The following is a 16,227-nucleotide window of genomic DNA, read 5'->3' as shown; positions in this document are numbered from 1 at the left end:
GTGAGGGCCACCACGGTCAAGTTCCTCGCGTTCACCGTCGTGATGGTGCTGATCTTCGCGGCACTCGCGATCGTGTTCAGCCAGGTGCGGTTCACCGGCACGCAGACCTATCACGCGACGTTCACCGACGTGTCCGGGCTGCAGGCCGGCGACAAGGTCCGCATCGCCGGGGTACCCGTCGGGTCGGTCGACAGCGTCGACATCGGTCGCGGCAACCAGGCCGAGGTGTCCTTCGACGTCGACGCCGAGCACACGCTGCTGGCGAGCACCAAGGCCACGGTGCGGTACGAGAACCTGGTGGGCGACCGCTACCTCGAGCTGCTCGAGGGACCGGGTACCGGCGAGACGCTGCCGGCCGGCGGCACGATCCCGGTGGCGCAGACGGAACCCGCGCTCGACCTCGACCTGCTGCTCGGCGGATTCAAGCCGCTGTTGCAGGGCCTCGACCCGCAGCAGGTCAACGACCTGTCCGGCGCGCTGCTCCAGGTCTTCCAGGGGCAGGGCGGCACCCTGGTGTCGCTGCTGGGCAACACCAACTCGTTCACGAACTCCCTCGCCGACCGGGACCGGCTGATCGGCGACGTCATCGACAACCTCAACGCCGTCCTCGCCACCATCGACGAGAACGACCAGCAGTTCACCGAGACCGTCGACCGGTTGCAGACCCTGGTGAGCGGGCTCGCGCAGGACCGCGACCCGATCGGCACCGCCATCCCGCGGATCGCGGCCGGCACCGGGGATCTCGCCTCGCTGCTGCAGAACAACCGGCCGGACCTGCAGTCGGTGATCGCCGAGACCAACCGCACCATGACGCAGCTCGACCTCGGGCGCGACGACATCAACCGGACGCTCGAGCGGCTGCCGAACGACTACAAGAAGCTCATCCGGGTGGGGGTGTACGGCAACTTCTTCCAATTCTTCCTGTGTGCCAACACGTTCAAGTTCTCGGGACCGGACGGGACCACCATCCGTTTCACGTCGGCCGAGCAGACGACCGGAAGGTGCGCGAAGATCGAATGAGTCCGATCCGTGAACGCAATCCCGTGCAGGTCGGCATCGTCGGCCTGTCCGTCGCGGCCGCGACGGTGCTCGCCGGCCTGCAGTACGACCAGCTGCAGTTCCTCTCCGGCGGCCTGACCTACTCGGCGTACTTCGCCGACGCCGGCGGTCTCGTGCCCGGCGACACCGTCACCCTCGCCGGCGTCGACGTCGGCGAGGTCACCGACGTCCGCCTCGACGACCAGCAGGTTCTCGTCGCCTTCACCGTCCGCGACGGCATCGCGCTCGGCGAGGACACCGGGGCCGACATCAAGACGAACACGGTGCTCGGCCGCAAGTCCCTCGCGGTGCAGCCCTACGGTTCGGGGACGCTCGACCCGCGCGAGCCGATCCCGCTGGCGCGCACCGACTCCCCGTACTCGCTCACCGACGCTCTCGGCGACCTCACGACATCGGTGTCGGATCTCGACACGGAGCAGATCAACGACTCGCTCAACGCGCTGTCGGATTCGCTGCAGGACACCCCACCCGAGTTGCGCGGGGCGCTCGAGGGAATGACCAGGCTGTCCCGGTCCATCAACGCGCGCGACGAGTCGCTCGAGGACCTGCTGGCCCGCGCCGAATCGGTGACCGGCATCCTCGCCGAGCGCAGCGACCGGATCAACGCCCTCGTGGTGGACGCCAACGCCCTCTTCGGGGAGCTGAGCGTGCGCCGCGACGCGATCACCGAGCTGATCGCGAACATCTCCGCGGTCTCACGGCAGCTGTCGGCGCTGGTGCAGGAGAACCAGGCGCAGATGGCTCCCACCCTGGAGAAGCTCAACGCGGTGACCGCCAACCTGCAGGCGAACAAGGAGAACATCGCCGGCGCCCTCGACGGTCTCGGCCCGTACATCAGCGCGCTCGGCGAGTCCGTGGCGAGCGGTCCGTTCTTCAACGCGTACGTGTCGAACGTCCTGCCCGCGCCGTGGTGGAAGGCCTTGGTCGACAGCACGGTCGCCCCCGAGCTGCTGCAGCAGGACCTGCAGGACATCATTCCGAAGAACCCGCCGTCGATCACGAAGGATGGCGAATGAGCACCCACACCCTCGAGGCCCCCGGGGGGCGGCCCGGAAAGCGCCGCCGCCTGCTGATACCGGTGATCGCCGGTGTCGCGGTGGTGGCCCTGGCCCTCGTCGCATTCGCCGTGGTGCTGCCCGGCTGGGGGAAGCGCACGATCAACGCCGAATTCGTCTCCACGAGCGGCCTGTACGAGGGCGACGACGTGCGCGTGCTGGGCGTGAGCGTCGGCACGATCACCCGCATCGAGCCGGGCGACGACCTGGTGCGCGTGCAGATGCAGGTCGACGACTCCGTCGACATCCCGGCCGATGCCAAGGCCGTGATCATCGCGCAGAGCCTCGTGTCCGCGCGCTTCATCCAGCTGACCCCGGCGTACTCGGGCGGCCCGCAGTTCGCCGACGACGCGACGATCCCGGTCGAGCGCACCGCCTCGCCGGTCGAATGGGACCAGATCAAGACGGAACTGATGCGCCTGTCGGAGGCGCTGGGCCCCCAGGGCCTCGACCCCCAGGGCTCGCTCGGCCGCTTCATCGATACCGCCGCCGAGAACCTCGACGGCAACGGCCTGACCGTCCGTGCCACGCTGCGCGAACTGTCCGACACCATGCACACCCTGTCGGAGGGGCGCACCGACCTGTTCGGCACCGTCCGGAACCTGCAGGCGTTCGTGTCGGTGCTCTCGACCAGCAACGAGCAGATCGTCCAGCTCGGTGGCCGGCTGGCGTCGGTCTCGGACGTCCTCGCCCAGAGCTCGGGCCAGCTCGGCACCTCGCTCGCGGACCTCGACCTCGCGGTCGGCGACGTGCAGCGGTTCGTGCAGGACAACCGGGCAGCGCTGACCGAGTCGGTGCAGCGCCTCGCCGACGCCACCGAGGTGCTCGCACGCAAGCGGCCCGAGATCGAGCGGGTCCTGCACTCCGGCCCGACGGCGCTGGCGAACTTCTACGACATCTACAAGCCCGCCCAGGGCTCGCTCACCGGTGCGCTGGCGATCAGCAACCTCGCCAACCCCGTCGAGTTCATGTGCGGGTCCGTGGCCGCCGCGGCGAACGCCACCTCCGACCGCAGCGCGGAGCTGTGCCGCCAGCAGCTCGGGCCGGTCCTCCAGTCGCTGGCGATGAACTACCTGCCGATCATGACCAACCCCATCGCCGCGGTGGAGGCGTTCCCCGACCAGATCGTGTACACCGAACCGGGTCTCGAGGCGGAAGCCGAGGCGGCGGGCCGGGGCATCGCACCCGCGGACGCCACTCCGCCGCCGGCCGGGCCGCTCTCGGATCTGCCCACCGTGACGGTTCCCCCCGACCTCGGTGCGCTGTTGCAGCCGGGAGGAGGACGATGAGCACCCGAACCCGGCACACCCGCCCGGCACGGCGGTACGCCGCCGCCGCGATGGCGGTCGCGGCGTCCCTGACGTTGACCGGATGCGAATGGGAGGGGCTCAACTCCCTCGCCCTGCCCGGCACCGCCGGGCACGGCGAGGACGCCTACCAGGTACGGATCCAGATGCCGAATGTGACCACCCTGACGCAGAACTCGCCGGTGCGGGTCGACGACGTCCAGGTCGGCAGCGTCACGAAGATCGAGGTCGAGGACTGGCACGCGCTCGTGACGGTGGCCCTCGACGGCGACGTCGAACTCCCGGCGAACGCCACCGCCAAGATCGGGCAGACCAGCCTGCTCGGCTCGCAGCACCTCGAACTGGCGTCGCCGGCGGACGAGCCGCCGCAGGGTCGGCTCGAGGACGGCGACCTGATCCCGCTCGAGCGGGCCGGGGTGTACCCGACCACCGAGCAGACGCTGTCGTCGCTGTCGGTGGTCCTCAACGGCGGTGGACTCGCGCAGATCAACGACATCACCACCGAGCTGAACGCGGCGCTGAACGGGCGGGAGGACTCGATCCGGAACCTGCTGCCGCGGCTCGACGAACTCGTCGGCACCCTCGACCGGCAGCGTGGCGACATCATCGCCGCGATGGAGGGCATCGATCGGCTCGCGTGGACGGTCGACGCGCAGAACGCCACCCTCGTCCGTGCGCTCGACGAGATGCCGGCCGCGCTGAACGTGCTGGTGGAACAGCGGCAGGACCTGACCACCGCGCTCACCTCGCTCGGCGAGATGAGCACCGTCGCCAGCCGGCTCGTCGAGAACAGCGGCGACGACCTGCAGACCAACCTGCAGGCGCTGGCTCCGACACTGCGTGCGCTCGCCGACTCGGGCAACGCGCTGACCGAGGTGCTCGGCGTGCTGCTGACCTATCCGTTCCCGCAGGCCGGCATCGACCAGGTGATCCGGGGCGACTACGCGAACCTCGCCATGACCATCGACCTCACCCTCGAACGGCTGGACCTGAACTTCCTCACCGGCACCCCGCTCGCCGGGCGCCTCGCCGGCCCGGAAGGCATCCTCGGCCGGGACGCCGGGCTGGCGGCCCAGTCCGCGGACCCCTTCCAGGCCCCGCTCCAGCAGCCGGCCGCGCAACCCGCGCCCGGCCCGGCCGCAACGCTGTCGGTCCCCGGTCTGGGGGAGATCACCGTTCCGGGGCTGCCCCCGCTGGGGGTGCCCGCGCCATGATGCTGTCGAAGTTCGTCCGGATCCAGCTCGCCATCTTCTCGGTGCTCACGGTGGTCGGGTTGCTGGTGATGTCGCTGCAGTACGTGCGGCTCCCGCAGCTGCTCGGCGTCGGCCGGTACACGGTGATCGTGGAACTGCCCTCCACCGGCGGGCTCTACCCGCACGCCAATGTCACCTACCGCGGCAACACCGTCGGGGTGGTCGACAAGGTGCAGCTGTCGCCGGCCGGGGTGGAGGCGATCCTGTCGATCGACAGCGACCGCTCGATCCCCGCCGACGTCGACGCAGCGGTCCGCAGCGTGTCCGCCGTCGGCGAGCAGTACGTGGACTTCGTTCCCCCGCAAGATGGTTCGAACGGGGAGTATCTGTCGGACGGCGACGTGATCCCGGCCGACCGGACGTCGGTGCCGCAGGAGGTGGGCGAGCTGCTCGACCAGGCCGACGTCCTGCTCGCCAGCATCAGCGACACACGGCTGCGCACCGTCGTCGACGAGTCGTTCGACGCGTTCAACGGGTCGGGGCCCGACCTGCAGCGGCTGATCGACTCGACCCGCCTGTTCGTGCAGGAGGCGAGCGCCGGCAGCGAGCAGACGAAGGCATTGCTCGATCAGCTCGGTCCGCTGCTCGACACCCAGGTCGTCACCAGCGACGCGATCCGCTCCTGGACGCGGGACATGCTGACGTTCACCGACGGGCTGCGGGCCGCCGACACCGACCTGCGGGCGGTGCTCGCGAAGGGGCCGGGCGCCGCGGCCGAGGCCGAACAGCTGCTGCAGGACCTGCGGCCGACGCTGCCGCTGCTGCTGGCCAACATGGTCGGCGTCGGGGAGGTGGGCGTGCTCTACAACGCCGGCATCGAACAGATCCTGGTGCTGTACCCGCCGATGACCACGGCGCTGATCACCGCGGCCGGCAGCGGACCGGCCGAGGACGGCGCGGTCGTCGACTTCCACCTGCAGCTGCACGATCCGCCGCCGTGCCTGTCCGGCTTCCTGCCGCCCGAACAGTGGCGCAGCCCTGCGGACACCACGATGGTGGACACCCCCGGCGAGGTGTACTGCAAGCTCCCGCAGTCGGATCCGAACGCCGTGCGAGGCGCGCGGAACCTGCCGTGCATGGAGTTCCCGGGCCGGCGCGCCCCCACGCCGGAGGCGTGCCGCAACGGGTACCAGCCCGAATACCTCGACAACCCGTGGCGGGGCGCCCCGACGCCCGTGCAGTCGGAAGGCGACATGCCGGTGCCCGCCTCGCACGCGACCGGGACGGGTGCGGCCGCGCCCGCCGGGGTGACGGCGCGCGGCATCGACCCGGCGACGGGAACGTACATCGGTCCCGACGGTACGGTGTACCGCAACGTCGACACCGGCCCCGAGACCAGTTTGGAGACGTACATGAAGGCGCAGCAAGGCTGATGGCGGACGAAGAGACCCCCACGACATCGACGCCGGAGACCGGACCCGCCCGGCAGAGCCGGGTGCTCCCCGCGGTCGCAGCCCTGATCGTCCTCGCCCTGGTGGGCGCCGGAGTGTGGCTGTGGCTCGGCGCGACGGCCGACCGCGACCACGACGCCCGGCAGGCGGCGTACCTGCAGGCCGCGCGGCAGACCGTGCTGAATCTGACCACCATCCACCCGCAGAGCGCGGCCGAGGACGTACAGCGTCTGCTCGACGGGGCGACCGGTGACTTCAAGGCCGAATTCGAAGGACGCGAAGGGCCTTTCGTCGATGTGGTGACCAAGGCGAACGTGGACACCACCGGTGAGGTGATCGAGGCCGGAATCCAGGCCGAGGACGGCGCCTGCATGTCCTCGCTCGTGGCCGCGCGGTCGATGGTCAGCAACGCGGAACAGCCCGAACCCGAGCCCCGCGACTTCCGGCTGCGGGTGACGATCTGCGACGAGAACGGTCGGCTGCTGGCCTCGAAGGTGGATTTCGTACCATGACCGAGCATTCGAAGGACGAGGCCGTGACCCTCGAGAAGACCGACGACGCCGCGGGCGTGGAGGGCGCGGAAAGCGCTACGGCGCAGCCCGGCTCCGGGGGAGGTGCGCGCCGGATGCTGCTCGCGGCCCTCACCGCCGCGGCGATCGTGCTCGCCGGCCTCGTCGGCGTGGGCGTGTACGACAAGGTCGAGCGCGACGGCGCCGAGGCCGCCCGGACCGAGGCCCTGCAGGCCGCCGAGGAGCAGGCCGTCGCGATGCTCGCGTACGACCACGCCACGGTCGACGAGCAGGTCGCCGCCGCCTCCGACGGGCTCACCGGCGACTTCCGGGACGAGTACACGAACCTGATGAAGAACGTCATCGCGCCCGGCGCCAAGGAGAAGGCGATCACCGTGCAGGTGAGTGTGCAGGCGTCGTCGGTCGTGTCGGCCGAGGCCGACCGGGCGGTGACCCTGCTGTTCCTCAACCAGATCACCACCAGTTCCGTCAATCCCGAGGCGGTCAGCAGCGGCAGCCGCGTCCGCGTCGAACTCGAGAAGCACGACGGCCGTTGGCTGGTGAGCCGACTGACCCCGATCTGAGCCGGGCGGACGGTCAGCGGCCGGGCAGGCGCACCATGTGCACGAAGAACCGGTCGATGTGCCGCACGGTGGCGACGAACCGGTCGAAGTCCACCGACTTGGAGACGTAGGCGTTGGCCCGCAACCGGTAACTGCGCACCACGTCCTCCTCGGCGGTGGACGTCGTCAGCACGACGACGGGGATGGACGCCAGGTCGGGATCGGACTTGACCGCCTCGAGCACCTGCCACCCGTCGTACTTCGGCAGGTTCAGATCGAGCAGCACCAGCGCCGGCCGCACGGCGCCGGCGTGGGCCCCGCGCCGGTACAGGAAGTCGAGAGCCTCCGCGCCGTCCCGCACCACGTGCAGCGTGCTGCCGATCTCGTTGGCCTCGAACGACTCCCGGATGATCAGCTCGTCCCCGGCGTCGTCCTCGACGAGCAGCACGTCGAGGGAATCGGCGGGCGTGGGCATGCGTTGTGCCGGCGTCCCGGTCGTCGCCTCCTCGACGTTGCGCTCGGACGACGACCGGACACCGTAGGCTTCGCGGTCCGGTGTGCTTGTCACTCGGGCTCGCCGACCTCCGCCGGCGCGATCAGCGCCGGACCGGCCGCGCCCTGATGCGCGAGTGCGTCGAGGAAGGAGCGCGCCCATCGGTCCACGTCGTGGGCGAGGACCTGCCGGCGCAGTGCCCGCATGTGCCGCCGACCGTCCTCGCGGGACTGGTTCAGCGCGGCCTCCATCTTGTCCTTGACGTCCTCGAGGTCGTGCGGATTGCACAGGAATGCCTGGCGCAGTTCCGCTGCCGCCCCGGTGAATTCGCTCAGGACGAGGGCGCCGCCGAGGTCGCTGCGGCAGGCCACGTACTCCTTGGCGACGAGGTTCATGCCGTCGCGCAGCGGCGTCACCAGCATGACGTCGGCCGCGACGAAGAACGCGATCAGCTCGTCGCGCGGAATGGGCCGGTGGATGTAGTGCACCACGGGCCGGCCCACCTCGGCGTACTCGCCGTTGATCCGGCTGACCGTCTGTTCGATGGCGCCGCGCATCTGCACGTACGACTCGACGCGCTCGCGGCTGGGGGTGGCCAGCTGCACCATCACCGTCTCGGCCGGATCCACCCGGCCCTCGGCGATCAGCTCGAGCAGCGCGTCGAGCCGGACGTCGATGCCCTTGGTGTAGTCGAGCCGGTCGACGCCGAGCATGATGTGCTTCGGGTTGCCGAGCTCCTTGCGGATCTGCTTCGCGCGGTCGCGGATCGACTTGCGGCGGGCCCGCTCGTCGAGCTGCCCGGAGTCGATGGAGATGGGGAACGCACCGACGCGCACCGCCCGGAACCCGACCTGCACCACCCCGAGCTTCGAGCGCACACCCACGGTGCCGCGGGAGGTCTGATGACCGGCCAGCCGGCGCGCGAGGTACAGGAAGTTCTGGGCACCGCCGGGCAGATGGAAGCCGATCAGATCGGCGCCGAGCAGGCCCTCGACGATCTCGGTCCGCCACGGCATCTGCATGAACAGCTCCACCGGAGGGAACGGAATGTGCAGGAAGAAGCCGATGGTCAGATCCGGCCGCAGCATCCGCAGCATCTTCGGCACCAGTTGCAGCTGGTAGTCCTGCACCCACACCGTCGCGCCCTGTGCCGCCGCCTTCGCGGTCGCCTCCGCGAACCGGCGGTTGACCTCGACGTAGGTGTTCCACCACTCCCGCCGGTACTCCGGCCGGACGATGACGTCGTGGTACAGCGGCCACAGCGTCGCATTGGAGAAGCCCTCGTAGTAGTCGGCGATCTCCTGCCCGCTCAGCGGCACCGGATGCAGCTCGAGGCCGTCCTCGACGATCGGGTCGAGCTCGGCGTCGGCGACACCGGCCCAGCCGACCCACGCTCCGCGGTTGTTGCGCAGGATCGGCTCGAGCGCGGTGACGAGGCCACCCGGGCTGCGCTTCCATCGGGTCGAGCCGTCCGGAAGACGCTCGAGGTCGACGGGCAGGCGGTTCGCGACGACCACGAAGTCCGAACCACCCACGTGCATCGACTCCTCACCTGCAGCCACGTGGTGCTCCTCTGTCCTTGTTCGCCGGTATCCGCTCAGTCCGTCTTCGGGTTCGGCCCGATGCCGAGCATGGACAGCAGCATGCGGCATTCGTCCGCATCCTCCGCGTAGGCAGCGACGACACGCTGTGCCTGACGGGCCGTCTCGTCCGCGACGGGTTCGAGTTCCTCGTCGGGGATGTCGTTCTCGGTGGTGGCGTCCGCGGCCATGGTGGTTCCTCCCGGGCTGGCTGCTCCGTTCGAGCAGGTCATTCGTAGTGCGACTCTATGAGAACCGGCGACTCCGACGCCAGCCGCTCCACGAGTTAGGGTTGGCTCACTTCTGGGAGCGGGGACGGGGAACGGAGAGTTTCGTGTGGTGGGAGGCATGAGCAGCGACGGTGCTCGCCGGATCGATCAGGGGAAGGAGCCGGGTCTGCGGCTGCTGCGGCACACGATTGCGAACCAGCGGGTCGCGCTGGCGATCGGCACCGCGCTGGTCTCGCTGCACCAAGTCATGGAGACCCTCGTCCCCGTCGCGATCGGGGCGATCATCGACGGACCGGTCACCAGCGGCGACGTCCCGACGCTGGTCGTCGCCCTCGCGGGCCTGGCCGCGTTGTTCGTCGTGCTCACCTACTCGTGGCGTTTCGGCGCGCGCCGGCTCGTCGCGGCGATCGAGGCCGAGTCGCACCGGCTGCGGGTCACGGTGGCGCGCCGGATCCTCGATCCGCGCGGGGTGCGCACCTCCCTGCGCATCGGGGAACTCCTGGCGGTGGCGACCACCGACGCCGGGCGGGCCGCGCAGATCCTGCACGTGGTGCCCGCCACCGCCGCGGCGATCACCGCGGTGGCCGGGGCCGCGGTGGCGCTGCTGCTCGTCGACGTCCCCCTCGGTCTGCTGGTGCTGCTGGGCACGCCTGCGATCCTCGTCGCGCTCGACCGCGCCACCCCGCTGCTGACCCGGCGGATGACCGCACAGCAGGAGGCGGTGGCGCGGGCGTCGGGCCTGGCGACCGATCTCGTCACGGGGCTCCGACCGCTGCGGGGCCTCGGTGCCGAGCCGGCCGCCGCCCGCCGCTACCGGGAGGCCAGCGCGGACGCGCTCGCCGCGACGCTCCGCGCGACCCGCGCCGCCGGCGTCTACACCGGCACCTCGGCGGCGGTGAGCGCGCTGCTGTCCGTCGCGGTCGCGGGCGTCGCGGGCTGGGCCGCGCTCGCCGGCCGGATCTCGGTCGGCGAGCTCATCACCGTCGTGGGCCTGGCCCAGTTCGTCGTCGAACCCCTCGGGACGCTCGCCGCCCTGCCGTCGTCGTGGGCCGCGTCCCGCGCCTCCGCCGACCGGCTGTCGCTGGTGCTGCACGCGCCGCCGCTGCTGCCGGCCGGAACCGGGACACCGTCGGACGGCCGCCTCGTGTTGCGCGGACTCGGCTACCGGTCGCTGCGCGGGATGGACCTGACCGTCGCGCCGGGGGAACTGCTCGGTGTCCTCGCCCACCGGCCGCAGGACGCGGAGGCCCTCGCCGACGTGCTGTCCGGGCAGGTGCCGCCGGAGGACGTCCGCGGCGAGCTGACCGTCGGGGGAGTCCCGCTCGGCGCGCTCGACCCCGTCGCCGCACGCCGGACCGTCCTCGCCGAACCGCACCACAGCGACCTGTTCGCCGGCACGCTCGCCGGCAACATCACCGCGGGCATGTGCGACCCGTCCGGGGGCATACCCCCGGAGGTGCTCCGCGCCTCCGCCGCCGGGCAGGTCGCCGACACCCACCCCGACGGTCTCGACCAGCGGATCGTCGACCGCGGCAGCAGCCTGTCCGGCGGGCAGCGACAGCGGGTGGCGCTGGCGCGGGCGCTGGCGCGGCGCGCCCCGGTACTGGTGCTGCACGAGCCGACCACCGCCGTCGACGCCGTCACCGAGCAGGCCGTCGCGGAGGGGATCGCGCGCGTCCGGCACGACGGGGGCGAGCACACGACCGTCGTCATCACCTCGAGCCCGGCGCTGCTCGCCGTCGCCGACCGCGTGGTCGTGGTCGACGACGGCAGGATCGTCGCCGCCGGCACCCACGCCGAACTGGCCGCCACACACCCCACCTACCGGGCGGCGGTGCTGCGATGACGGCGCACGAGTCCGAGCTGTTGCCGATCGCCTCCGCCGGACGGTCGTGGCGCTGGCTGGGGGCGCAGCTGCGCGCCGCGCCGGGCCGGGTCGCGCTCACCGTGGCGGTGTCCGTCGGGGCCGCGGTGGCCTCCGTGGTGCCGGTGCGCGTCCTCGGCATCCTCGTCGACCGGGTGCGCGAACAGGCGCCGATGGCCACGCTCGGGTGGGTCGTCGCGCTGATCGCAGCCGCGGCGGTCGTCGGCGGGGTGCTCGACGGCGCCGGCCTGCACCTCGTTGCGCGACTGGGCGAGACGGTGCTGGCCCGGCTGCGCGAGACGGTCCTGGCGCGGGTGCTGCGCCTGCCCACCGAGACCGTCGAACGTGCCGGGCACGGCGACGTCCTCTCCCGTGTCGGCGACGACGTCGCGGTGCTGGCAAAGGCGCTGGTCTCGGTGGTGCCGCAGCTGGTGGCGGCGCTGATGCTGGTGGTGGTCAGCGTCGCGGCCATGGTCGGGATCGACTGGCGGCTCGGGCTCGCCGGGCTCGTCGCGCTGCCGCTGTATGCGCTCGCCCTGCGCTGGTACCTGCCCCGGTCGGCGCCGCTGTACGCCGCGGAGCGGGTGGCGATGGGAGAACGGTCGCAGGCACTCGTCAGCAGCATGCACGGTGTGCGCACCGTCCGCGCCTACGGGCTCGACCCGGCCCACCTGTCCGGCATCGACGCCGCGTCGGGCCGCGCCCGCGACCTCACCGTCGGCGTGTTCGGCCTGTTCACCCGGTTCGCGGGCCGCGCCAACCGGGCCGAATTCGTCGGTCTCTCGGCGCTTCTCGTCGCCGGGTTCGTGCTGGTGCGGGCGGATGCGGTGACCGTCGGCGAGGCCACCGCGGCGGCACTGCTGTTCCACCGCCTGTTCTCGCCGCTCGGGCTCCTGCTCTTCACCTTCGACGACGTCCAGTCCGCGGGCGCCAGCCTGGCCCGCCTCGTGGGCGTCGCCGAGCTCCCGGCGCAGCCGCCGGAGCGCGACGCTCCGCGCGACGTCCGACGCGACGGTCCGCCGGCGCTGGAACTGGCCGGGGTGCGGCACCGGTACCTGCACGGGCCGGAGGTCCTGCACGGCGTGGACCTGAAGGTCGGGCCGGGGGAGACGGTGGCCCTGGTCGGGTCGACCGGCGCCGGGAAGTCGACGGTCGCCGCGGCCGCGGCCGGCGTCGTCACGCCCGCCTCGGGGGAGGTCCGTATCGACGGCCGGTCGCTCGGCGAACTCGGACCGCGGCTGCGTCGCAGCGTCGTGATCGTCAGCCAGGAGGTGCACGTGTTCGCCGGGCCATTGCTCGACGACGTGCGGCTGGCCAGGCCCGGCGCCACCGCGGACGAGGTGGAAGCGGCACTCGACGCGGTCGGGGCCGGCGAGTGGGTCCGCGCGCTCGGCGACGGCCTGCACACGGTCGTCGGCGAGGGCGGACATCCCCTGACCGCGGCCCAGGCCCAGCAGCTCGCGCTGGCGCGGGTGCTGATCGCCGATCCACCGGTGGTGGTGCTCGACGAGGCGACCGCGGAGGCCGGCAGCGCGGGCGCACGGGCCCTCGAAGCGGCCGCGGCCGTCGTGACGCGGGGACGCACCGCCCTGGTCGTGGCGCATCGGCTGACGCAGGCCGCGGCGGCGGACCGGGTCGTCGTGCTCGAGGCGGGCCGGGTCGTCGAGGAGGGACCGCACGCGGCGCTCGTCGCCGCCGGGGGCCGCTATGCGCGGCTGTGGCGGGCCTGGCAGGCCGGCGGCTGAGATGTGCTGCCAGGGCCGCGACCTGCGGTGCAGGGTAGTGTGGATCGGTCCGTTGTGCCCGTGCGGCCGTACGGCCGCACCCGTGCCACCCACCTCAGGAAGGTTTTCATGCCCATCGCGACAATCAACGGCATCCCGCTGAACTACCAGGTCAAGGGGACCGGCGACCTCGTCGTGCTGATCATGGGGACGGGCAGCCCCGGCCGGGTCTGGGACCTGCACCAGGTCCCCGCGCTGGTCCAGGCCGGCTACCGCGTCGCCACCTTCGACAACCGCGGCATCGCGCCGTCGGGGGAGAGCCTCGGCGGCATGACCATCGACGACCTGGTGGCCGACACCGCCGGACTGATCGAGCTGCTCGGCGGTCCCGCGTACGTGGTGGGCACCTCGATGGGCGCGCGTGTCGCGCAGGAGCTGACGCTGGCGCGCCCGGACCTGGTCCGCAAGGCGGTGTTCCTGGCCGGGCACGCGCGCATGGACCAGTTCCAGCTCACCCTGACCGAGGGCGAGCGGCAGCTGTACGACAGCCGTGTCGAGCTGCCCCCGAAGTACCGGGCGGCGGTCACGGCCGTGATGAACCTGTCGCCGGCGTCGCTGGCCGACCCGCACACCGCGCGGGACTGGCTCGACGTGTTCGAGTTCACCGGCGGCAAGACGTCGCCGGGCGTGCGGGCGCAGCTGGGAATGGACCGCGAGTTCGACCGTCGCGCGGCCTACCGGGCGGTGCGGGTGCCGTGCCTGGCCGTCGGTTTCGCCGACGACCGGATGATCCCGGCGTACCTGTCGCGGGAGGTCGCCGACGCGATCCCCGGCGCGAGCTACCAGGAGATCCCGGACGCCGGGCACTACGGCTACCTCGAGCAGCCGGAGGCCGTGAACAAGGTGCTGCTGGAGTTCCTGGCGAGCTGAACCTCGCCGAGACCGGGATCGCGGCCCGCGGCGTGCCGGGTTTCACTCGCCGCCACGGCATTCCGCCGCACGACCGAGGTGCTTCGTGGGCGGTGGCGGACTCGTGAACCGGTGACACGGGTTCGGTGTCACCGGTTCACGGGTGAAAGAGGTGATCGTGTCACCTCGGTTCCGGCGGGACGCCTGCCGGGAGGGCGGGGTGCCGGGCTCGGCGTTCCGCTTCGGTGGTGCCGCCCCAGACGCCGTACCTCTGCCGGCTGTCGAGTGCATAAGCACGGCACGGGATTCGGACCGGGCAGGTGTGGCAGATCTGTTTCGCGGTGCGTTCCCGTCGTAGGCGGGCACCGCGTGGCTCGTCGTCCGGGCCGAAGAACACGGACGGCTCGACGAACCGGCAGTCGGCGCGGGCGGTCCAGTCCTCCCGCTCGTCGCGGGACGGCACGGCGAGTTCCGCGGAGGCGCGGGCGGGCGGTGTGCTCATGGTCGTCGGTGGGTGCGAGTCGACACCGCACTGTCGTGTGAGTGCACGGTCTCCCTGCCGCGTGCGCGGTGAGGAGGTGCGGGGCCGTGTCTGTCGGTAGTTGTGAACCTGTCCGGGCACGGATCCCGGCGGTCAGTGCATGTGGCTGCCGCCGTTGATGTCGACGGTGGTGCCGGTGAGGTATGCGGCGTCCTCGGAGGAGAGGAACGTGATGACCGAGGCCACTTCGCGGGTGCCGGCGGTGCGGCCGAGCGGGATGTCGCGGCAGATGGCGGCTTCCTGCTCGGGGGTGCTGCCCACCCGGATGCCGGTGTCGACCGCTCCGGGGGTGACGGCGTTGACGGTCACTCCGGTGTCTCCGAGTTCGCGGGCGAGGGACTTGGTGAAGCCGAGGACGGCGGCCTTGGCGGAGGAGTAGGGGACCTTGCCGAAGACGCCGCCGCCGCGCTGGGCGGAGACGGACGACATGTTGACGATCCGGCCCCAGCCGTTGTCGATCATCGCCGGCAGGAAGGCGCGGGTCACCAGGTAGGTGCCGGTGGCGTTGACGGCCATGACCTTGTTCCACAGTTCGAGGGTGGTGTCGAGGAACGGCACCGGTGACGTGATGCCCGCGATGTTGGCGAGGGCCCCGACGGGCGGGAGGGTTCCTGCGGCGACTTCGGCGGCGACGGCGTCGTGCGCGCGCTGGACGGAGGCCTCGTCGGCGACGTCGATGTCGTGGCCGAACGCCGGGACGGAGTAGTCGCTGCCGATCTCCGCGGCGACCTTGGCGGACTTTTCACCGTCCAGGTCGAGGACGACGACGGCCCAGCCGTCTTCGGCGTAGCGGCGGGCGGTGGCGATGCCGATGCCGCGCTCGGAGGTGGCGCCGGTGACGACGGCGGTGCGCTGGGTGGAAGACATGGGTTTCTCCTCGATGGCTGTTGATGGCTGGGTCAGGGAATGAGGGGGGAGATGAGGCGGGCCGCCTCCGCGGTGCCGGCGGGGCGCTGCGCGTCGGTGATGTCGCGGGTTTCGAGTTCGAGGCTGAAGTGGCCCGCGTATCCGAAGGCGGTGAGGGCGTCGATGCCGGCGGCGAAATCGGCGGCGCCGTTGCCGATGCCGAGATTGATGTTCCCCGGGACGGCATCGCGCAGGTGCACATGGGTGATGCGATGGCCGAACAGGCCGACGAAGCCGACCGGGTCGCCGCCGGAAGCGACGATGTGGCTGAAGTCCATCACGATCCCGATCTCGGGGGAGAGTCGGGCGGTCAGTTGCGCGGCACGTGCGGTGTCGCAGCACAACCGGTACACGTGCAACGACTCGGTCCACAGGGCCACGCCGAACGTGTGGGCCGTGTCGGCTGCCCACTCCAATTGGGCGGCAACGGCATCGAGGTCCTCGTCCAATGACCGGACCGGGGTGTGGTCGAGGGCTCCGCACGGCAGGACCAGCGCCCGGGCCCCGACACCGGCGGTGAGGGTGAGCAGCCGATCGAGGTGACGTCTCCGCTCGTCGCGCTGTGCCGGGGTCAGGGGCAGGTTGAGGTCGCCGATGTCGCCGTTGACGCTGCGCACGCGCAGGCCCGACGCGGCCACCTCCTTGGTCACCTGTTCGACGCCGGCGGTGTCGAGCCCGAAGGGGACGTGGTCGCACACTCCCGGCAGGGCTCCGAGATCGATTTCGGCGAACCCGAGTTCGGCGATGGTGGAGAGCGCGTCGCTCAGCCCGAGGTGACGGAAGCTGATCGACGAGCAGCCGAGCCGGTCGTGGACCACGAGAACTCCTTCGAGGAAGCGGGGT

Annotated in this window: 16 protein-coding genes; 10 read left to right on the top strand and 6 right to left on the bottom strand. The window is 71.5% G+C overall.

Translation table 11 applies throughout. The features are described from left to right. From G6039_RS17460 to G6039_RS17430, 7 genes are read left to right on the top strand one after another with little or no spacing between them, the layout of a single operon-like run. Positions 1 to 1,020: an MCE family protein gene (locus G6039_RS17460; RefSeq protein ID WP_006937869.1), complete on the top strand. Its 1,020-nt coding sequence runs from the start codon at positions 1 to 3 to the stop codon at positions 1,018 to 1,020. After that, the gene (locus G6039_RS17455; RefSeq protein ID WP_006937871.1) at positions 1,017 to 2,075 is read left to right on the top strand and encodes an MCE family protein; all 1,059 of its coding nucleotides are present in this window, start codon (positions 1,017 to 1,019) and stop codon (positions 2,073 to 2,075) included. Before G6039_RS17460 ends, G6039_RS17455 begins: the two co-directional genes overlap by 4 nt. Next, positions 2,072 to 3,403: an MCE family protein gene (locus G6039_RS17450; RefSeq protein ID WP_006937873.1), complete on the top strand. Its 1,332-nt coding sequence runs from the start codon at positions 2,072 to 2,074 to the stop codon at positions 3,401 to 3,403. The genes G6039_RS17455 and G6039_RS17450 overlap by 4 nt, the downstream gene beginning before the upstream one ends. After that, positions 3,400 to 4,635, top strand: a complete 1,236-nt coding sequence (locus G6039_RS17445) for an MCE family protein (RefSeq protein WP_029541053.1) — start codon at positions 3,400 to 3,402, stop codon at positions 4,633 to 4,635. The genes G6039_RS17450 and G6039_RS17445 overlap by 4 nt, the downstream gene beginning before the upstream one ends. Next, positions 4,632 to 6,047 carry an MCE family protein gene (locus G6039_RS17440; protein ID WP_006937877.1) on the top strand — a complete coding sequence of 472 codons (1,416 nt, stop codon included), beginning with the start codon at positions 4,632 to 4,634 and terminating at the stop codon, positions 6,045 to 6,047. The genes G6039_RS17445 and G6039_RS17440 overlap by 4 nt, the downstream gene beginning before the upstream one ends. After that, the gene (locus G6039_RS17435; protein ID WP_029541058.1) at positions 6,047 to 6,577 is read left to right on the top strand and encodes a hypothetical protein; all 531 of its coding nucleotides are present in this window, start codon (positions 6,047 to 6,049) and stop codon (positions 6,575 to 6,577) included. The genes G6039_RS17440 and G6039_RS17435 overlap by 1 nt, the downstream gene beginning before the upstream one ends. Next, on the top strand, positions 6,574 to 7,158 hold the full coding sequence (locus tag G6039_RS17430; protein ID WP_029541061.1) for a hypothetical protein: 585 nt from the start codon (positions 6,574 to 6,576) through the stop codon (positions 7,156 to 7,158). Before G6039_RS17435 ends, G6039_RS17430 begins: the two co-directional genes overlap by 4 nt. Positions 7,159 to 7,171: 13 nt before the next feature. Here the strand turns inward: G6039_RS17430 and G6039_RS17425 are convergent, their stop codons facing one another. From G6039_RS17425 to G6039_RS17415, 3 genes are read right to left on the bottom strand one after another with little or no spacing between them, the layout of a single operon-like run. Beyond that, positions 7,172 to 7,705: a response regulator gene (locus tag G6039_RS17425; protein WP_152103806.1), complete on the bottom strand. Its 534-nt coding sequence runs from the start codon at positions 7,703 to 7,705 to the stop codon at positions 7,172 to 7,174. Continuing rightward, a complete protein-coding gene (locus G6039_RS17420) occupies positions 7,702 to 9,171 on the bottom strand; it encodes an alpha,alpha-trehalose-phosphate synthase (UDP-forming) (RefSeq protein ID WP_164528090.1) in 1,470 nt (489 codons plus the stop codon). The genes G6039_RS17425 and G6039_RS17420 overlap by 4 nt, the downstream gene beginning before the upstream one ends. Positions 9,172 to 9,227: 56 nt before the next feature. Beyond that, positions 9,228 to 9,401 carry a hypothetical protein gene (locus G6039_RS17415; RefSeq protein ID WP_006937887.1) on the bottom strand — a complete coding sequence of 58 codons (174 nt, stop codon included), beginning with the start codon at positions 9,399 to 9,401 and terminating at the stop codon, positions 9,228 to 9,230. 157 nt (positions 9,402 to 9,558) lie between these two features. On the opposite strand from G6039_RS17415, the gene G6039_RS17410 reads away from it, so the two are divergent. The 3 genes from G6039_RS17410 to G6039_RS17400 all read left to right on the top strand — a co-directional run bounded on the left by G6039_RS17410 (position 9,559) and on the right by G6039_RS17400 (position 13,958). Next, positions 9,559 to 11,286 carry an ABC transporter transmembrane domain-containing protein gene (locus tag G6039_RS17410; RefSeq protein WP_051359166.1) on the top strand — a complete coding sequence of 576 codons (1,728 nt, stop codon included), beginning with the start codon at positions 9,559 to 9,561 and terminating at the stop codon, positions 11,284 to 11,286. Beyond that, complete coding sequence (locus tag G6039_RS17405; RefSeq protein ID WP_006937894.1) at positions 11,283 to 13,049, top strand: ABC transporter ATP-binding protein; 1,767 nt, start codon at positions 11,283 to 11,285, stop codon at positions 13,047 to 13,049. Before G6039_RS17410 ends, G6039_RS17405 begins: the two co-directional genes overlap by 4 nt. A gap of 108 nt (positions 13,050 to 13,157) precedes the next feature. After that, positions 13,158 to 13,958 carry an alpha/beta fold hydrolase gene (locus tag G6039_RS17400; protein WP_006937895.1) on the top strand — a complete coding sequence of 267 codons (801 nt, stop codon included), beginning with the start codon at positions 13,158 to 13,160 and terminating at the stop codon, positions 13,956 to 13,958. 160 nt (positions 13,959 to 14,118) lie between these two features. On the opposite strand, the gene G6039_RS17395 is transcribed toward G6039_RS17400, so the two are convergent. The 3 genes from G6039_RS17395 to G6039_RS17385 form a co-directional block, all read right to left on the bottom strand. Then, positions 14,119 to 14,439: a WhiB family transcriptional regulator gene (locus tag G6039_RS17395; protein WP_029541071.1), complete on the bottom strand. Its 321-nt coding sequence runs from the start codon at positions 14,437 to 14,439 to the stop codon at positions 14,119 to 14,121. Between the two features lie 132 nt (positions 14,440 to 14,571). Beyond that, on the bottom strand, positions 14,572 to 15,345 hold the full coding sequence (locus G6039_RS17390) for an SDR family NAD(P)-dependent oxidoreductase (protein WP_006937897.1): 774 nt from the start codon (positions 15,343 to 15,345) through the stop codon (positions 14,572 to 14,574). A 32-nt stretch (positions 15,346 to 15,377) separates the two neighbouring features. Further along, positions 15,378 to 16,202 carry a sugar phosphate isomerase/epimerase family protein gene (locus tag G6039_RS17385; protein WP_029541076.1) on the bottom strand — a complete coding sequence of 275 codons (825 nt, stop codon included), beginning with the start codon at positions 16,200 to 16,202 and terminating at the stop codon, positions 15,378 to 15,380. Between the last annotated feature and the right edge of the window lie 25 nt (positions 16,203 to 16,227).

The sequence above is a fragment of the Rhodococcus aetherivorans genome, assembly GCF_011058165.1.
In the GTDB taxonomy this organism is placed as follows: Bacteria; Actinomycetota; Actinomycetes; order Mycobacteriales; family Mycobacteriaceae; genus Rhodococcus; species Rhodococcus aetherivorans.
This window is presented reverse-complemented; position numbering and strand designations above follow the sequence as displayed.